17 protein-coding genes are annotated in these 14671 nt (G+C 67.1%); 9 read left to right on the forward strand and 8 right to left on the reverse strand.

The genetic code is table 11. The features are described from left to right. Window positions 1-14: 14 nt before the first annotated feature. Window positions 15-962 carry a DNA-3-methyladenine glycosylase family protein gene (locus tag ACFTS5_RS23970; protein WP_378634793.1) on the forward strand — a complete coding sequence of 316 codons (948 nt, stop codon included), beginning with the start codon at window positions 15-17 and terminating at the stop codon, window positions 960-962. On the opposite strand, the gene ACFTS5_RS23975 is transcribed toward ACFTS5_RS23970, so the two are convergent. Beyond that, window positions 959-1165 carry a hypothetical protein gene (locus tag ACFTS5_RS23975; RefSeq protein ID WP_101465132.1) on the reverse strand — a complete coding sequence of 69 codons (207 nt, stop codon included), beginning with the start codon at window positions 1163-1165 and terminating at the stop codon, window positions 959-961. The two genes, ACFTS5_RS23970 and ACFTS5_RS23975, sit on opposite strands and share 4 nt — an antisense overlap. 179 nt (window positions 1166-1344) lie before the next feature. Between ACFTS5_RS23975 and ACFTS5_RS23980 the strand changes: the two genes are divergently transcribed. From ACFTS5_RS23980 to ACFTS5_RS23990, 3 genes are read left to right on the forward strand one after another with little or no spacing between them, the layout of a single operon-like run. Further along, window positions 1345-2259 (forward strand): helix-turn-helix domain-containing protein, encoded by a 915-nt coding sequence (locus ACFTS5_RS23980; RefSeq protein WP_378634796.1) that lies wholly within the window; start codon window positions 1345-1347, stop codon window positions 2257-2259. Beyond that, window positions 2256-2456 carry a DUF397 domain-containing protein gene (locus tag ACFTS5_RS23985; RefSeq protein ID WP_378634799.1) on the forward strand — a complete coding sequence of 67 codons (201 nt, stop codon included), beginning with the start codon at window positions 2256-2258 and terminating at the stop codon, window positions 2454-2456. The genes ACFTS5_RS23980 and ACFTS5_RS23985 overlap by 4 nt, the downstream gene beginning before the upstream one ends. After that, on the forward strand, window positions 2453-2662 hold the full coding sequence (locus ACFTS5_RS23990; RefSeq protein WP_378634801.1) for a DUF397 domain-containing protein: 210 nt from the start codon (window positions 2453-2455) through the stop codon (window positions 2660-2662). Before ACFTS5_RS23985 ends, ACFTS5_RS23990 begins: the two co-directional genes overlap by 4 nt. A gap of 322 nt (window positions 2663-2984) precedes the next feature. Here the strand turns inward: ACFTS5_RS23990 and ACFTS5_RS23995 are convergent, their stop codons facing one another. From ACFTS5_RS23995 to ACFTS5_RS24005, 3 genes are read right to left on the reverse strand one after another with little or no spacing between them, the layout of a single operon-like run. Next, complete coding sequence (locus ACFTS5_RS23995; RefSeq protein ID WP_378634804.1) at window positions 2985-3731, reverse strand: succinate dehydrogenase/fumarate reductase iron-sulfur subunit; 747 nt, start codon at window positions 3729-3731, stop codon at window positions 2985-2987. Window positions 3732-3733: 2 nt separating this feature from the next. Continuing rightward, complete coding sequence (locus tag ACFTS5_RS24000) at window positions 3734-5656, reverse strand: fumarate reductase/succinate dehydrogenase flavoprotein subunit (protein ID WP_378634806.1); 1923 nt, start codon at window positions 5654-5656, stop codon at window positions 3734-3736. Window positions 5657-5686: 30 nt separating this feature from the next. Then, window positions 5687-6526 (reverse strand): hypothetical protein, encoded by an 840-nt coding sequence (locus tag ACFTS5_RS24005; protein WP_378634809.1) that lies wholly within the window; start codon window positions 6524-6526, stop codon window positions 5687-5689. A gap of 247 nt (window positions 6527-6773) precedes the next feature. On the opposite strand from ACFTS5_RS24005, the gene ACFTS5_RS24010 reads away from it, so the two are divergent. After that, window positions 6774-7952, forward strand: coding sequence for an acetyl-CoA acetyltransferase (locus ACFTS5_RS24010; protein ID WP_378634811.1), 1179 nt, complete (start codon window positions 6774-6776; stop codon window positions 7950-7952). A gap of 89 nt (window positions 7953-8041) precedes the next feature. Here the strand turns inward: ACFTS5_RS24010 and ACFTS5_RS24015 are convergent, their stop codons facing one another. From ACFTS5_RS24015 to ACFTS5_RS24025, 3 genes are all read right to left on the reverse strand, one after another. Further along, window positions 8042-8332, reverse strand: coding sequence for a hypothetical protein (locus ACFTS5_RS24015; protein WP_056824003.1), 291 nt, complete (start codon window positions 8330-8332; stop codon window positions 8042-8044). Between the two features lie 191 nt (window positions 8333-8523). Beyond that, entirely contained in the window at window positions 8524-9474 is a 951-nt protein-coding gene (locus ACFTS5_RS24020; protein ID WP_378634814.1) for an alpha/beta fold hydrolase, read from the reverse strand. A gap of 263 nt (window positions 9475-9737) precedes the next feature. Further along, the gene (locus tag ACFTS5_RS24025) at window positions 9738-10919 is read right to left on the reverse strand and encodes an AAA family ATPase (protein ID WP_378634816.1); all 1182 of its coding nucleotides are present in this window, start codon (window positions 10917-10919) and stop codon (window positions 9738-9740) included. Between the two features lie 108 nt (window positions 10920-11027). Between ACFTS5_RS24025 and ACFTS5_RS24030 the strand changes: the two genes are divergently transcribed. From ACFTS5_RS24030 to ACFTS5_RS24045, 4 genes are all read left to right on the forward strand, one after another. Beyond that, a complete protein-coding gene (locus ACFTS5_RS24030) occupies window positions 11028-11300 on the forward strand; it encodes a hypothetical protein (protein WP_378634819.1) in 273 nt (90 codons plus the stop codon). Window positions 11301-11629: 329 nt separating this feature from the next. Then, on the forward strand, window positions 11630-12190 hold the full coding sequence (locus tag ACFTS5_RS24035) for a C40 family peptidase (protein ID WP_378635254.1): 561 nt from the start codon (window positions 11630-11632) through the stop codon (window positions 12188-12190). Window positions 12191-12193: 3 nt separating this feature from the next. Beyond that, window positions 12194-12580 carry an RNA-binding S4 domain-containing protein gene (locus tag ACFTS5_RS24040; protein ID WP_378634821.1) on the forward strand — a complete coding sequence of 129 codons (387 nt, stop codon included), beginning with the start codon at window positions 12194-12196 and terminating at the stop codon, window positions 12578-12580. 91 nt (window positions 12581-12671) lie between these two features. After that, on the forward strand, window positions 12672-13613 hold the full coding sequence (locus ACFTS5_RS24045; protein ID WP_378634824.1) for an MBL fold metallo-hydrolase: 942 nt from the start codon (window positions 12672-12674) through the stop codon (window positions 13611-13613). Between the two features lie 15 nt (window positions 13614-13628). Here the strand turns inward: ACFTS5_RS24045 and ACFTS5_RS24050 are convergent, their stop codons facing one another. Beyond that, entirely contained in the window at window positions 13629-14555 is a 927-nt protein-coding gene (locus tag ACFTS5_RS24050; protein WP_378634827.1) for an NAD-dependent epimerase/dehydratase family protein, read from the reverse strand. Between the last annotated feature and the right edge of the window lie 116 nt (window positions 14556-14671).

Genomic DNA, 14671 nt, shown 5'->3' on the forward strand with positions numbered 1-14671 from the left:
CGCACAATGGTCGGATGCGTGACCAGACCCTGGACCCGGAGCCGGCCTCGGCCTGCCTGTCCAGGACCGTCCGGTCGAGCAGGCCCTTCGACGTCGGCATCACCGTGTCGCCGCTGCGCCGCGGCGGCGGCGATCCCTGCCACCACGTCGACCCCGACGGCAGCCACTGGCACGCTTCGCGAATGCCGACCGGCGTGGTCACCTACCGGCTGACCCAGCACGGCCGTGACGGCGCCGCCGCCCGCGCCTGGGGGCCGGGAGCCGAGGAATTCCTGGCGGGTCTCGACCGCATGCTCTGCCTCGAGGAAGACCTCGACGACTTCGCCCCCGCACACCCCAAGCTGATCGAAGCCCACCGCACGGTCCCCGGTCTGCGCATGCTGAAGACCGGCCTGGTGATGGAGTCGCTCATCCCGGCCATCCTCGAACAGAAGGTGCACACGAAGTCGTCGTTCGCCGCCTGGCGCACCCTGGTCCGCGAGTTCGGGACCAGAGCCCCCGGCCCGGCGCCGACCGGCCTGATGGTCGCGCCGGACGCCGAGACCTGGCGGTTGATCCCGTCGTGGAAGTACCACCGGGCCAATGTCGGGCCGCAGCGCGCACAGACCATCGTGCGCGCGGCCAGAGTCGCCGACTCGATCGAACGCACCGCCACGCTCGACCCGGCCGAGGCCGCGCGACGTCTGCGCAGCCTGCCCGGTATCGGGGTGTGGACGGTGGCCGAGACCGCGCAACGCGCGTTCGGCGACGCTGATGCCCTCTCGGTCGGCGACTACCACCTCGCCGCCGTGGTCGGCTGGAGTCTGCTCGGCCACCCGATCGACGACGACGCGATGATCGAATACCTGCGACCGCTACAACCCCACCGCTACCGCGCGGTGCGACTGCTGGGGCTCAGCGGGCAGGCGCGCAAACCGAAGTTCGGCCCGCGCGACCCGATCACCGACCATCGCCATCACTAGCGGGTCGCGCGCGCGTCCAGGACGCAGCGGCCCGCTTCGACGAGGGTGTTGCGCGCCCGTCGGCGCACCCGGCACTCTTCGACTGTGCAGTCGAGGTGTAGTTGCATTGCGGCGTGGGCTTGTTCGGGCTCCATCGGGCCCGGATCGATGGAGCAACTCAGCAGTGCTGTGGCGACGCGCATGTTCACTTCGCTCAATTGCATGAAAACAGCACAGCACGCAAACCCCCGGCTAACGGTGAGTACACGCGCGAAAGATGGGATTTACCGCGAATTCCCAGCACGACATCCAACGGGGAGTGCAGGATTCCCCAGACTGGACGAATCCACCGCCGCAGCGGGGCATGGCGGGGGTGACGGTATGCGACAGAAGGAGTGGGGCTGTGGCAGCGAATACATCGAACGGAACAGCGGGGCAGGCGGGCGTCTCCTCGACGCTGCCGCGCCGCCAGCTCGGTCGCTACCTGCGTGACTGGCGCACCCAGGCCGGGCTCACCATCGCCGAGGCGGCACGGCTGATGGAGTGGGGCGCCAGCACCCTCCAGCGACTGGAAAAGGGTCAGGCCGATCGCATTCGCACCATCGACATCCACGAGCTGTGCCGGATCTACGGCATTCCCGACGATCTCGCCGAAGGCTTCGCCGGTCTGGCGCAGCAGGCCGCCGTCAAGAGCTGGTGGCACGCCTACGGCGATTTGATTCCCGAAAACTTCGATATCTATGTGGGTTTGGAGGCATCGGCGCAACGGCTACGCGCCTACCAGTCCGAGCTGGTCCCCGGTCTGCTGCAGACCGCGGAATACGCTCGCGCGCTGAATCATCTGGGCTTCCCGCAGGATTCGGTCGACGAGCTCGACCGGCGAGTCGCATTGCGGCTGCAACGCCAGGCGTTGATCACCCGCAAGCATTCGCCCGCCGAGATCGACGTGGTTCTGCACGAATCGGTATTGCGTAGCGTCGTCGGTGATGCAAAGGTGATGGCTGCGCAGTTGCGACACCTCGCCGACGCGAGTACCCGAAGTAATGTGGCATTGCGCATCCTGCCGTTTGCCGCCGGTGTTCCACTCGGAGTCTCTACCGGACCTTTCACGGTTCTCGAGTTCGGTACCGACAGCAAAGGGCAACCGGTCGAACCACCAGTGGTGTACGCCGAAGGCTTTACCGGTGACCTCTACCTGGAACGACGCGCGGATGTTCGAAGGTACGACCGGGCTCACGAATGCCTCCAGCGTCATGCGCTGGATATCCAACCGAGTAGACACCTGCTGCGGCAGGTCGCGAAGGAGTATGTGGCATGAGTTTCGATCTCGTCGACGCACACTGGTTCAAGAGCACCCGCAGTGGTGCGGGCAAGGATTGCGTCGAAGTTGCTTTCCTGTTCGGCGGGCACGTCGGGGTGCGCGACAGCAAGAATCCCGCCGGTCCCGCCCTGGTCTTCGACGGCGCGAGCTGGGACGCCTTCACCCGCGGCATCGACACCGGCGCGTTCGCGTGAACACCAAGCGCGACATCGACACCTCCGGTGCCACCTGGCTGCGCGCGGGCACCGACGACGGCAGCGTGGAGGTCGCCATGCTGGCAGACGGGTACGTCGCGCTACGCGACAGCAAGAATCCCGGCGGTCCGGTGCTGATCTTCACCCCGAGTGAATGGACCGCCTTCACCGCGGGCGTACACGACGGCGAGTTCGATCGTCCTTGATCACGCTAGATCACAGAACGATAGATATTCGGCATAGGCCGAGGTTTGGTGCGGCGTCGGGACGGGTAACCCGGGTATATGGACCGAGGGTTGAAGAAAATGCCACCCCGGTACCGGAGGCTAGCGCCTGAGGACGGTGTGGAGCGCCTGATCGTGGTACTGCTGTTCGCGGTATCGGCGATCGGAATCTACGTACTCACCGCCTCTTTGCTGTCGGCGCTGTTCATCGGATTACTGGTCGGATTAGTCGCTGTAGGGACTGTCGCTGTCTTGTAGACAGCCGTCGCTGCGGGGTTTCGCACCCCGCAGCGACAACAGTTTCCTACCGCCGGAACAATTTATTGCCGAGCCAGACAATCGGGTCATATCGCCGATCCACGACCCGTTCTTTCAAGGGAATCAACGCGTTGTCGGTGATCTTGATGTGCTCGGGGCACACATCGGTGCAGCACTTGGTGATATTGCAATAGCCCAAACCTGCTTCCTCCTGGGCCATTTCGCGTCGGTCACGAGTGTCGAGCGGGTGCATCTCCAACTCCGTGATACGCATCAGATAACGCGGGCCCGCGAAGGAGGTCTTGTTCTCCTCGTGATCACGCACCACATGGCAGGTGTCCTGACACAGGAAGCACTCGATGCACTTGCGGAACTCCTGTGAACGCTCGACGTCGACCTGCTTCATTCGGTACTCGCCCGGAGCGAGACCCGGCGGCGGCGCGAAAGACGGTATCTCCCTGGCCTTCTCGTAGTTGAACGAGACGTCGGTGACCAGATCCTTGATGATCGGGAACGTCCGCATCGGGGTGACGGTGATGACCTCGTCCGGGGTGAACGTCGACATCCGCGTCATACACAGCAGGCGCGGGCGCCCGTTCACCTCCGCCGAACACGAACCACACTTGCCCGCTTTGCAATTCCAGCGCACAGCGAGATCGGGGGTCTGGGTGGCCTGGAGCCGGTGGATGATGTCGAGCACCACTTCGCCCTCGTTCACCGCCACCGTGTAGTCCTCGAGGCTCCCGCCGTCGATGTCGCCGCGCCAGACCCGGAACCGGGCGTCGTATCCCATGGTTACGCCTTTCCCTCGGCTGCCGGGTGCGCAGCCAATTCTTGCTCGGTGTAGTACTTTTCGAGCTCGCTCAGTTCGAACAGGGCGAGTAGGTCATCACGCATCGGCGTCTGATCGGCCGGGGTGACGGTGACGGCGGGGATCTGCGCGTCCGAAGCCGGATCGACGGCGCAGACCAGCAGTGTGTTGCGCCAGTCCGGGTTCATGCCGGGATGATCGTCGCGGGTGTGGCCGCCGCGGCTCTCGGTACGCAACAGCGCTGCCCGCGCGACACATTCGCTCACGATCAGCATGTTGGCCAGGTCCAGCGCCAGGTGCCAGCCGGGGTTGAACGGTCGCTTGCCCTCCACCGCCACGTTGGCGTAGCGGGCACGCAGCTCGCCGAGTTTGTCGATCGCCGCACGGACCTCGTGTTCCTTGCGGATGATGCCGACCAGGTCGTTCATCGTCTGCTGGAGTTCGGCGTGCAGGGTGTACGGGTTCTCGCCGGGGCCGTCCGCGGGCGAATCGAACGGCGCCAGCGCGGTTTTCGCGGCTTCTTCGATATCGGTTTCGGAGGGGGTAGGTTTGCCGGTGAGCTGCTGCACGTAGGCCGACGCGCCGAGCCCGGCCCGGCGACCGAACACCAGCAGATCCGACAGCGAGTTGCCGCCGAGCCGGTTCGAGCCGTGCATGCCACCGGAACACTCACCGGCAGCGAACAATCCGGGCACGACCGCCGCACCGGAATCGGGGTCCACCTCGATCCCGCCCATCACGTAGTGGCAGGTGGGGCCGACTTCCATCGGCTCGGCCGTGATGTCGACATCGGCCAGTTCCTTGAACTGATGGTGCATCGAGGGCAGCCTGCGCACGATCTCGTCGGCCGGCATGCGGGAGGCGATGTCGAGATACACGCCGCCGTGCTCGGTGCCGCGGCCCGCCTTCACCTCCTCGTTGATCGCCCGCGCGACCTCGTCGCGGGGGAGCAGATCGGGAGTGCGGCGCGCGGAATCGTTGTCGCGCAACCACTGATCGGCTTCTTCCTCGGTTTCTGCGTACTGGCCCTTGAAGACCGGCGGGATGTAGTCGAACATGAACCGCTTGCCGTCGGAGTTCTTCAGCACGCCGCCGTCGCCGCGCACGCCCTCGGTGACGAGGATGCCCTTCACGCTCGGTGGCCAGACCATGCCCGTGGGGTGGAACTGGAGGAACTCCATATTGATCAGCGTCGCGCCGGAGCGCAGCGCCAGCGCGTGGCCGTCGCCGGTGTACTCCCAGGAGTTCGATGTCACCGTGTAGGACTTGCCGATTCCGCCGGTGGCCAGCACGATGGCCGGTGCCTTGAACAGCACGAAGCCGCCGGATTCACGCCAGTAGCCGAACGCGCCCGCGACAGCGCCCGCGTCGGTGAGCAATTCGGTGATCGTGCACTCGGCGAAGACCTTGATCCTGGCCTCGTAGTCGCCCGTCGCCGCGTAGTCCTCCTGCTGCAACGAGACGATCTTCTGCTGCATCGTGCGGATCAGCTCGAGGCCGGTCCGGTCGCCGACATGGGCGAGGCGCGGGTAGGTGTGGCCACCGAAGTTGCGCTGGCTGATCCGGCCGTCGGGCGTCCGATCGAACAGCGCGCCATAGGTTTCCAGTTCCCACACCCGGTCGGCGGCCTCCTGGGCATGCAGTTCGGCCATGCGCCAGTTGTTGAGGAACTTGCCGCCGCGCATGGTGTCCTTGAAGTGCGTCTGCCAGTTGTCCTTCTCGTTGGCATTGCCCATCGAGGCCGCGCAGCCGCCCTCGGCCATTACGGTATGCGCCTTGCCGAACAGCGACTTACACACCACCGCCACCGAAAGCCCTTGTTCGCGTGCCTCGATCACGGCTCGCAGACCCGCGCCGCCCGCCCCGATCACCACGACGTCGTAGTCGTGCCGTTCCACGTCTGGCATTGAAATTCAAGCTCCTCGCGTTGTCGCAGCTCAGTTGACGAACCGCAGGTCCGAAATGGTGTGGCTCGCAACCAACATCACGTAGAAGTCGGTGAGCACGAGGGTGCCGAGGGTGGTCCAGGCCAGCGCCATGTGGCGGGTGTTGAGCTTGGAGATCTGGGTCCAGTACCAGTACCGCACCGGATGGGCGGAGAAGTTCTTGAGCCGCCCGCCCGCGATGTGCCTGCACGAATGACACGACAGGGTGTAGGCCCACAGCAGGATCACGTTCACCAGCAGCACGATGTTGCCGAGGCCGAAGCCGAAACCGCCACTGCTGCCGTGGAACGCGGTGATCGCGTCGTAGGTGTTGACCAGCGAGACCACCAGCGCCACGTAGAAGAAGTAGCGGTGCGCGTTCTGGATGATCAACGGCAGCCGCGACTCTCCGGTGTAGCGCGCGTGCGGCTCGGCCACCGCGCAGGCCGGGGGCGAGAACCACACCGAGCGGTAGTAGGCCTTGCGGTAGTAGTAGCAGGTCAGCCGGAAGCCGAGCAGGAACGGCAGCACCACGAAACCCAGCGGAATCCACATCGGCAGCTCGGGGAACGGGGTACCGAAGTGCGCCGATCCCGGTGCGCACGAGTCGCTCAGGCACGGCGAGTAGAACGGCGTCAGATAGTGGAACTCGGGGACCCAGTAGGCCGTCCGCACAAAGGATCTGATCGTCGCGTAGATGACGAACGCGGCGAGCCCGAGCGCGGTGAACAGCGGTGGTAGCCACCAGCGGTCGGTGCGGAGGGTGCGCGCGGAAATGCGGGCACGCGTTCTGCTGAAGACGCCGGTGCCCGCGGAGTGTGACGCGGGGGAGGCGGTCGGTGCGGCACTCACGGTGGATGCCTCGCTGATCCTCGGGTCTGCGGCAGTGATCATTACCCACCGCGATGGATTGTGATGTGGAGCACCATACGCCTGTGTTCGCGCCGCTCGCGGTGGGTCTCACCCACTCGGTTGTCACACATGCCGGTGATCTCGATCACAGCCGTGACGTCCGTGACGACCCGTCATGCCCGTGCAACAAACCTGTGGTGCCCTGTGACAGGTATTCCCCGCACCGGGGAGAGGAGCGTGACGCGTAATGAGAAGAGCCGCGATCGTGGCACCCGTCCGCACGCCCAGTGGCGTCGAGGGTGGCGCGCTGTCGGGTATGCCCGCCGAGTGGCTGGCGACCACGGTGTTGTCCGCCGTGATCGAACGCTCGGGCATCGACCCGCTACGCATCGACGATGTGGCCATGGCCTGTATCGACGGCGGCCTCTCCGACGTACCCGCGGTGGGCTCGCTCGCCGCGCGCGGTGCCGGATTACCTTTCGCAGTACCCGGTTTCGTGACCGACAAACACGGCGGCAGCGGCCTGCAGGCGGTGATCACCGCGGCGATGATGGTGCAGACCGGCGCCGCCGACGTGGTGGTCGCGGGCGGGGTGGAATGCGCGGCGACACCGGCCGGGCTGCCCGGCGGGACCGCGGGATTGCACAATGCCGAGCGGTTGGCGCATTACTACGGGATCGACCGCAGTGCCGCCGACGAGTTCGCCGTGGCCAGTCATCGCAAGGCTGCCCGCGCCTGGCGGCAGGGTGCGTTCGCGGCCGAGGTCGTCGGGGTGGCCGCCGGTTACGGCGATCACCAGATCACCCGGGACGAGGGTGTGCGCGACGACCTGTCGACCCACACGCTGGCCGGTTTGCGCCCGCTGCTGCGCGAGGGCGTGGTGACGGTCGGGAACATGAGTTCGCATCGGCTCGGGGCGTCGGCGTGCCTGGTCGTGGCCGAGGATCGGCTCGGCGAGCTCGGGCTGACGCCGATGGCGTTTCTCGCGGGCTGGGCCGCGGCCGGGTGTGACAACGCGGGGCCGGGACTCGGGGCGGCGCCGGCGGTGTCGAAGCTGCTCGGGCGTACCGGCTGCTCGCTGGACGAGATCGATCTGCTCGAAATCAACGAGGGCTACGCGGTGGAGGTGCTCGCGCTGGCCACCGAGTGGGAACTCGACCCACTCGACCGGCTCAACGTGAACGGCTCCGACATCGCACTCGGGCACCCGGTCGGCGCCACGGGCCTGCGAATCATGACCACGATGCTGCACGAACTGGGCCGCACCGGCGGCCGCTACGGCCTGGAGGCCATCGCCCTCGGCCACGACCACGGCATCGCCGCCCTGTTCGAATCCGCCGAAATCGACGAACCGGCCGAAGTCCCCCGAGGCGCCCGCTTCCACGGCTCCCGAACCCGCAAGCTGGGCCGGCACCGAGCCGGGTAATCCCCCGTATGTCTCGCGCACCAGCGCTCCAAAAACACAGGTCGGCGCGACGACCCTGTTCGCAGGGCCGTCGCGCCGGTGATCAGGTCTTACTTTGTTCTGGGGCGCGAGTGGAACCCGAGGCCTTCGTCCTGGGCGCCCATCCATGCCGCTTCGTCGGACTTGCTGTCGGGGACGTAGATCGGCTCCGACCTGCGGGGGACGGCGAGTTCCGGCGGTGGTGCCTGCTCGAAGTCCTCGGCGTCGATGACGAGCCGCTCGAGGTCGTTCTCCAGACGACGGATGGTGGCCGCGTCGCCGTAGTTGGAGCGCAGTGCGCCTATCGATTGCCGGAGTTGGCCGACCGCGTAGCGCAGTTCCGCGATATCGCTGCGTGTCATCGTTACCTCCTGTGTATATGGCGGGCATACCGACTCGCCGGATCACGGGCACGCCCGAAAAGCCTCGGGCCGCACTGCACCGAGCTGTGTGACTCACCACACAACGTGATCTCCACCACAATAACGGATCTTTTCGGTTTACGCCCGATGTTGTCGGGGATCACAGGATTGCCATCCGGTAACTGTTGCGTTCACCCGGCGACGGCGTAGCGCGCGCGGGCGTCGATGCTCGCTCGCTCGACCAACGCGATGATCGACCGGGCGACCTCCTCCGCGCGTTCGAGGATGACGCTGTGACCCGCGCCCTCGATCCGCACCAGTTCGGCGCCCGACAGCTGCGAGGCCAGCACCACCGAGTGCGCGAACGGCACCATGAGGTCGGCCGAGCCCGACAGTACGAGGGCGGGCAGATCGCCGAAGTGGGGCAGGGTATGGGCCTCGTCGAAGTCGAGCAGCGAGCTCAGGAAGCCGGACATGGTCAGCAGCGCGGTCTCGTTGAGCACCGCCGTGGCGATGGCCGCGACGCGCGGATTCACCCGCCGGGTACCCGTGCTGGCCTCGCGGATCAGGGGCGCGAAGATCCAGCGGGACAAGCGCTTCGACGCCTGCATCACCCGCGGCGCGTGCACGACGGCGCGCTGCAGCGAGGCGACGGCGTGCCGGTTGAGCAGCCTGCCGAGGCCGGCCTCGGTGAGGCCGCCCGCGGCGCCGGCGATCAGGCCGATCCCGGCGACCCGGTGACCGATGGCCGCCGGATAGAGGCGGGCGTAGGCGAGCACCACCATCGCGCCCATCGAATGACCGACGAGCACCAGGGGCCCGGTCGGTGCGACCGCGCGCAGCACCGCGTCGAGATCGGTGGCGAGCTGGTCGATCGTGTAGGTGGTGTGATGGGCGTGCCCGGACTCGCCGTGGCCGCGGTGGTCGTAGAAGACCATGCGGGCGTCGGCGTCCCACTCCCGCAACAGATGTTCGCGCAGGAACGACCAGGATTCGGTGTGCAGGCAGTGGCCGTGCACGAAAACCACGGTCAGGGCCGCGTCCGTGGCGCCGAAGCTGCGGACCGCGATCGGCACACCGTCATCGGCGACGACGGTGCAGCGACGGCCGTCGGTGTCGGTGATAGGGAAGGTCTTCGACATTGGAGCCTCCTCCGCCTCCGGCGGGACGCACCTCCTGCGGCGGGTCCTGCTGGTGTTTCGGAGAAGGTTTCCAGCGTGTTAGCCGGTCAACCCTCGCGTTATCCACCCGATGCGCAACCGATCCCGGGCGGGCTCATACCGTTACCCAGGAAAATCTTCGGATATCTAGTGGTTGAACTAGAAAAATGTAGATAGTTGTCGAGTAGTCGTTCGGCAGAGCTTTCTTCGACTCTCTAGGTGATGCCCTAGAAGCCCGAAGATTCTCATACGCTCCGGAGGTAGCGGCCGAAGTGGGGAACGGTGAAGCCGATGGTGCCGCGTTCGGCCGAGTAGATGAGGCCCTTCTTGATCAGGCCGTCGCGCGCGGGGGATACCGAGGCGGGTTTGCGGCCGAGCTCGGCGGCCACCGCCGACGTGGCGACCGGGGCGTCGTCGCCCGCGAGGTCGGCCATCGCGCGCATGTACTCGCGTTCGGCGGGGGTCGCGCGTTCGTAGCGGGAGCCGAAGAAGCCGACCGCGAGTTCCTCCTCGGCGGCCGGGGAGGCAACTGCGACGTCCTCGGCGGTGATCGGGCTCTCGGGTGCCTGATCCCAGGCTGCCTTGCCGTAGGCCTGCACGAAATACGGGTAGCCGTCAGCTCTTTGGTAGAGCGAATCGAGTGCGGTTTCGGTGAACTTCACGTCTTCGCGTTCGGCGGGCGCGATGAGCGCGAGGTCGGCCGATTCGCGGTCGAGGCGATCGATGCGGTGGTAGCTGAACAGTCGCTCCGAGTAGCTTTTCGAGGCCGAGAGCACCGCGGGGAGGTGGGGCAGGCCCGCACCGACGACGATCAGCGGGGCGCCGTCCTGGCTCAGTTCGTGGCAGGCGCCGCAGATCGCGGACACGTCGGCGGGTCCGAGGTCTTGCATTTCGTCGATGAAGATGGCAATGCCGACGCCGATGTCGGAGGCAAGGGCCGCGGCCTCTTTGAACAGTTCGATCAGATCGATCTCGATATCGCCCGAGTCGGCGCGGCCGGTCACGGCGGGCACGTCGATGCCGGGCTGCCACCGTTCGCGCATGCCCTTGTCCGCGGTGGCGCGCAACGCGAAGGCCTTGAGAATGCCGAGGAAATCGTCGACCTGTTCGGCATTGCGGGCCGACATCGCGATCGCGCGCACCGCCATGTGCAGCGCCGAGGACAGCGGTCTGCGCAGATCCTGGTCGGGTCTGGCTTCGATCTTGCCGGTGCCCCAGCCGCGCGAGATGGCGGCCGAGCGGAGCTGGTTGAGCAGCACGGTCTTCCCGACTCCGCGCAGGCCGGTGAGCATCACGCTGCGTTCCGGCCGACCGCGGGCGATGCGCTCGAGCACGATGTCGAACGCCGCGAGTTGTTTGTCGCGCCCGGCCAATTCGGGCGGACGCTGGCCGGCGCCGGGTGCATACGGATTGCGCACGGGGTCCATGCCGGATAACCGTAGCGCGTGCGCACGGGAGAATCTCGGTAACTCTGGGCTGTGTCCTAGATACTGCTAGCGAACACGAGACTGTCCTTGGGTCCGAGATGGAGGGTGATGTCCGAGCAACCTGTGTCCGCCGCCGAAATGGTCGCCGCATGGCCGCTGCCGCCGGAAGCGCACCTGGCCGACGCGGTCCGGCGCAACCTGCTGGCGACGCTCGAGGCAACGCTGGAGGGGGGCTACGGCGAACTGCCGCCGGAGTCGCTCGCCCACTTGGCGCTCGGACCGATGATGATCATGCTGGGCAGGCTCGAGGTCGACCTGGCCGACGCCCGAACGCGCATCGACGAACTCGAGCGCGCCCTGCGCGAGCGGCGCACGGGGTAACGCGCCGCGCGGCGCGGACGATGAAATCGTTACTCGCGCCGACACGCCGGTGCCGTGGCCTCTGTTCTGGGCTTTTCCGGTCGCAGGAAAACAACTTGCGTGCTTCGCTGGACAGCGCTCATCACAGGCCGTAATCTTCTCGTGACTTAGTGGAGTCTGTCGGTTCGTCAGAGAAGCGGCGCCATTGGGTCACCGCCGAAAAGTCGTTGTCGCCAAGCGATTCGCGACCAGCGGCGGGAGAGTAGCAAGATCGGAGACTCGTCTCGGTGGGTAAACACAGCTTGCAGCGGGATTCTCGACTGCCGAATTCCGTCAAGGGTGCCCTCGTCATGGGCGCGGTGGCCGCTACAACCGGTGCGATGCCCGCGATTTCGCAGGCCGCCACGATCAACATTCCCGGTCTCGGTAACTTCGATCTGCCGCCAGAGCTCGAGCAGCCGGCGCAGCAGGTCGAGAAGCAGCTCCAGGCGATGGTCGCCCCGCAGGGCCAGGCCGCACCGCAGCTCCCGAGTGTCCAGTTCGACAACCCGTTCCAGCAGCAGCAGACCGCGGGCAACATCGCCCTCGATGCCGCCCGTGGCAAGCTGGGCGCCCAGTACAACTGGGGTGCCGCAGGCCCGCAGAGCTTCGACTGCTCCGGCCTCGTGCAGTGGGCATACCGCCAGGCCGGTGTCGAACTGCCGCGCACCAGCTTCGAGCAGTCGCACGTCGGCGCTCCCGTCTCGTTCGACAACCTGCAGGCCGGTGACATCGTCATCACCAACGGTGGTGGCCACGTCGGTATCTACGCGGGCAACGGTCAGCTCCTCAACGCCGTGCAGTCGGGCACCCCGGTGTCCTACACCCACCTCAGCGCAGACGACGTCGTCACGGCTCGCCGTATCGTCTAAGGGGTGACCCCCCAGCACTCCGATACCCAGGCCCGCGTCGACGCGTGGACCTGGTCGGTGCGCCTGTTCAAAACACGCTCGGCCGCGGCAGAAGCCTGTCGCGCCGGGCATGTGCGCGTTAATGGGGTTACCGCGAAACCGGCGCTGACCGTCCGCCCCGGTGACGAGATCAGGATCCGCCACGCAGGGCTCGAACGCATCGTCGTGGTCGAGCGGATCATTCACAAGCGAGTCGGCCCGCCCGTCGCCGCCCAGTGCCTGATCGATCGCAGCCCCCCGCCGCCGCCGAAGGAAGTCCTCGCCACGCTGCCGCAGCGCGAGCGTGGTGCCGGGCGGCCTACGAAACGTGAACGGCGCGAAACGGATCGGCTCATGGGTCGCACCGACTAGGTGCTGGATGTAATCGGGCGTTAGCGATGAACAGCGGCGGCTCGACCGGGTCTGGTGGTCGCGATGTGGGCGATCGCCTACGGTGGCACGTATGGGTGAGCGCACGACGATGTTATCGACTGTTCTCGCCTGCTGTATCGCCGTCGCCACCACGGGGCCGCGGCTGCTCTGGCCGCGCGGCGCCGATACCGCATTTCTCGACGGACTGGAGTGCGCTCCTGTTCCTCCCGCGCACAACACCGTCGCGCTGACCGCGCTCACGCAGGCGGAGCTGTCCGCGCCGACGACGATCGTCGCCGAGGGCGTGCGGACCCTGCGGTCGACGCCGCTGACCATGTCGACCTTCCTGATCCGCCACCCGGAAGCCACCTTCCTGGTCGACCCGGCGATCTGCGCGGGCGTGCACCAGCGGGTGCTGCCCGAGCTGCCCTTCCCGGTGCCGCTGCTGGTCGGGCCCGACAGCCCGGTGCGCGGACTGAGCGAGGTACTGGCCGCCCACGACCTCACCGGCAACGACATCGACTTCGTGCTGCCGACACATCTGCACTGGGACCACGTCGCCGGGCTGTACGAACTACCCGGCCTGGTCCCGATCCGGGTGCCCACCGTCGAATACAGCTGGGCCATGACCGGTGCGCACGCTCCGCTCGGCGTCGCCCGTGGGCCGCTGCGCGGTCGCGCGTTCGATCTCTACGAACTCGACGGCCCGCCGGTTCTGACCTTCGCCCGCAGTCACGACCTGTTCGGCGACGGATCCGTGCTGATCGTCGACCTGGCGGGGCACACCCCCGGCAGCGTCGGGATCTTGCTCGCGGTCGACGACGGCTCCCGCGTCCTGCTCGCGGGCGACGCGGTCTGGAGCACCCTGCAGATCGACCTCCTGCGCGAGAAAGCGCCGCTCCTCGGTGAACTCCTCGACACCGACCGCAACCGGGCGTTCGAGACCATCCACCGCCTGCACGCGCTCCCCGCCGAGATCGAAGTGATCCCCGGGCACGACCGCGCCGCCGTCACCGCCCGCACCGCACCCTGATCGCCGACCGGAAGGTCAGTCCGCGAGACCGGCGGCGACATCGGCGTACCTCGGCCGCCAACCCAGTTCATCGTGGGCGAGCCGACTCGAGATCCGCATCGAGGTGTCGGACATGAGGGCGCCGATATAGGGGACCGCCCACCGGATCATCCAGGCGGGCAGCCGGATCGGGCGTGGGGTCCGCTGAGCTCGGGAGACCTCCGTGAAGAACTCCCGCCAGGTGATCGGATGGTCATCGGCGATGTTGTAGGCGCGACCGGGTGTGCCGCGCTCGAGTGCGGCCACAGTCGCGGCGGCCGCGTCGTCGACATGGACCCAGGTGTTGACCCCGCCGGAACCGAGCGGCCCGACCGGGCTGTGCTTGCGCATCATGTCCGCGAACAGGTCGCTGAACGCGCCGGGACCGTAGAAGAGCCCGTACCGCAACGCGATCGCGTCGACATCGGGCGCGTCGAAGACCTGGCTCTCGCCGGCCACGCACGCGCGGACCACCTCGTCGGCCACCCCACCGTCGTACACCCCGAACTGATCGCGCTCGGTGATCAGCCGGTCGCCGTGGTCGTGGTACCCGTAGCCGAGGATCAGCGACTGGGTGACGAACCGGCCGGCGCCCACCACCGCCGCGGCGTCGAGCAGGTTGGCGGTGCCGACCGTGCGCAGCAGCCCGGTCGGATCGTCGGCCGGAATCCGGCGCTGCACCTTCGCATCGCGCAGGGCGGTGGCCTGATGGACGACGGCCTCGGCGCGCAGACCCTCGACGGCGCGCAACAGGCCGTCGCGGTCGAGCACATCGGCGGTGACCGGGGTGGCGCCGAGCTCGCGCACGAGCGGGTGCGCACCCGGATTTCGGACGAGCGCCCACACCGTATGACCGTTCGCGGCCAACGCGCGGATCAGAGGGCGGCCGATGGCGCCGGTGGCGCCCGCGAGCAGAACCTGCATGATCGTTCCTTCCGGCTGAGTGAGTGTTTCCCTGCTTCCTGGACGGGGTGACGCCAGTGTTTGTGACGGCCTGTGATCGGCTTCACGGCACGCGGGAACGGCCGTGCCGATTGGGT

The organism is Nocardia sp. NPDC056952, assembly GCF_042674185.1.
In the GTDB taxonomy this organism is placed as follows: Bacteria; Actinomycetota; Actinomycetes; order Mycobacteriales; family Mycobacteriaceae; genus Nocardia.

What these genes read in the sequence shown, in the direction of transcription:
- ACFTS5_RS23970 (WP_378634793.1), top strand. Translation starts at nt 15, where the DNA reads ATGCGTGACCAGACCCTGGACCCGGAGCCGGCCTCGGCCTGCCTGTCC.
- ACFTS5_RS23975 (WP_101465132.1), bottom strand. Translation starts at nt 1,165, where the DNA reads ATGCAATTGAGCGAAGTGAACATGCGCGTCGCCACAGCACTGCTGAGT.
- ACFTS5_RS23985 (WP_378634799.1), top strand. Translation starts at nt 2,256, where the DNA reads ATGAGTTTCGATCTCGTCGACGCACACTGGTTCAAGAGCACCCGCAGT.
- ACFTS5_RS23995 (WP_378634804.1), bottom strand. Translation starts at nt 3,731, where the DNA reads ATGGGATACGACGCCCGGTTCCGGGTCTGGCGCGGCGACATCGACGGC.
- ACFTS5_RS24000 (WP_378634806.1), bottom strand. Translation starts at nt 5,656, where the DNA reads ATGCCAGACGTGGAACGGCACGACTACGACGTCGTGGTGATCGGGGCG.
- ACFTS5_RS24010 (WP_378634811.1), top strand. Translation starts at nt 6,774, where the DNA reads ATGAGAAGAGCCGCGATCGTGGCACCCGTCCGCACGCCCAGTGGCGTC.
- ACFTS5_RS24015 (WP_056824003.1), bottom strand. Translation starts at nt 8,332, where the DNA reads ATGACACGCAGCGATATCGCGGAACTGCGCTACGCGGTCGGCCAACTC.
- ACFTS5_RS24020 (WP_378634814.1), bottom strand. Translation starts at nt 9,474, where the DNA reads ATGTCGAAGACCTTCCCTATCACCGACACCGACGGCCGTCGCTGCACC.
- ACFTS5_RS24025 (WP_378634816.1), bottom strand. Translation starts at nt 10,919, where the DNA reads ATGGACCCCGTGCGCAATCCGTATGCACCCGGCGCCGGCCAGCGTCCG.
- ACFTS5_RS24030 (WP_378634819.1), top strand. Translation starts at nt 11,028, where the DNA reads ATGTCCGAGCAACCTGTGTCCGCCGCCGAAATGGTCGCCGCATGGCCG.
- ACFTS5_RS24035 (WP_378635254.1), top strand. Translation starts at nt 11,630, where the DNA reads ATGGGCGCGGTGGCCGCTACAACCGGTGCGATGCCCGCGATTTCGCAG.
- ACFTS5_RS24045 (WP_378634824.1), top strand. Translation starts at nt 12,672, where the DNA reads ATGGGTGAGCGCACGACGATGTTATCGACTGTTCTCGCCTGCTGTATC.
- ACFTS5_RS24050 (WP_378634827.1), bottom strand. Translation starts at nt 14,555, where the DNA reads ATGCAGGTTCTGCTCGCGGGCGCCACCGGCGCCATCGGCCGCCCTCTG.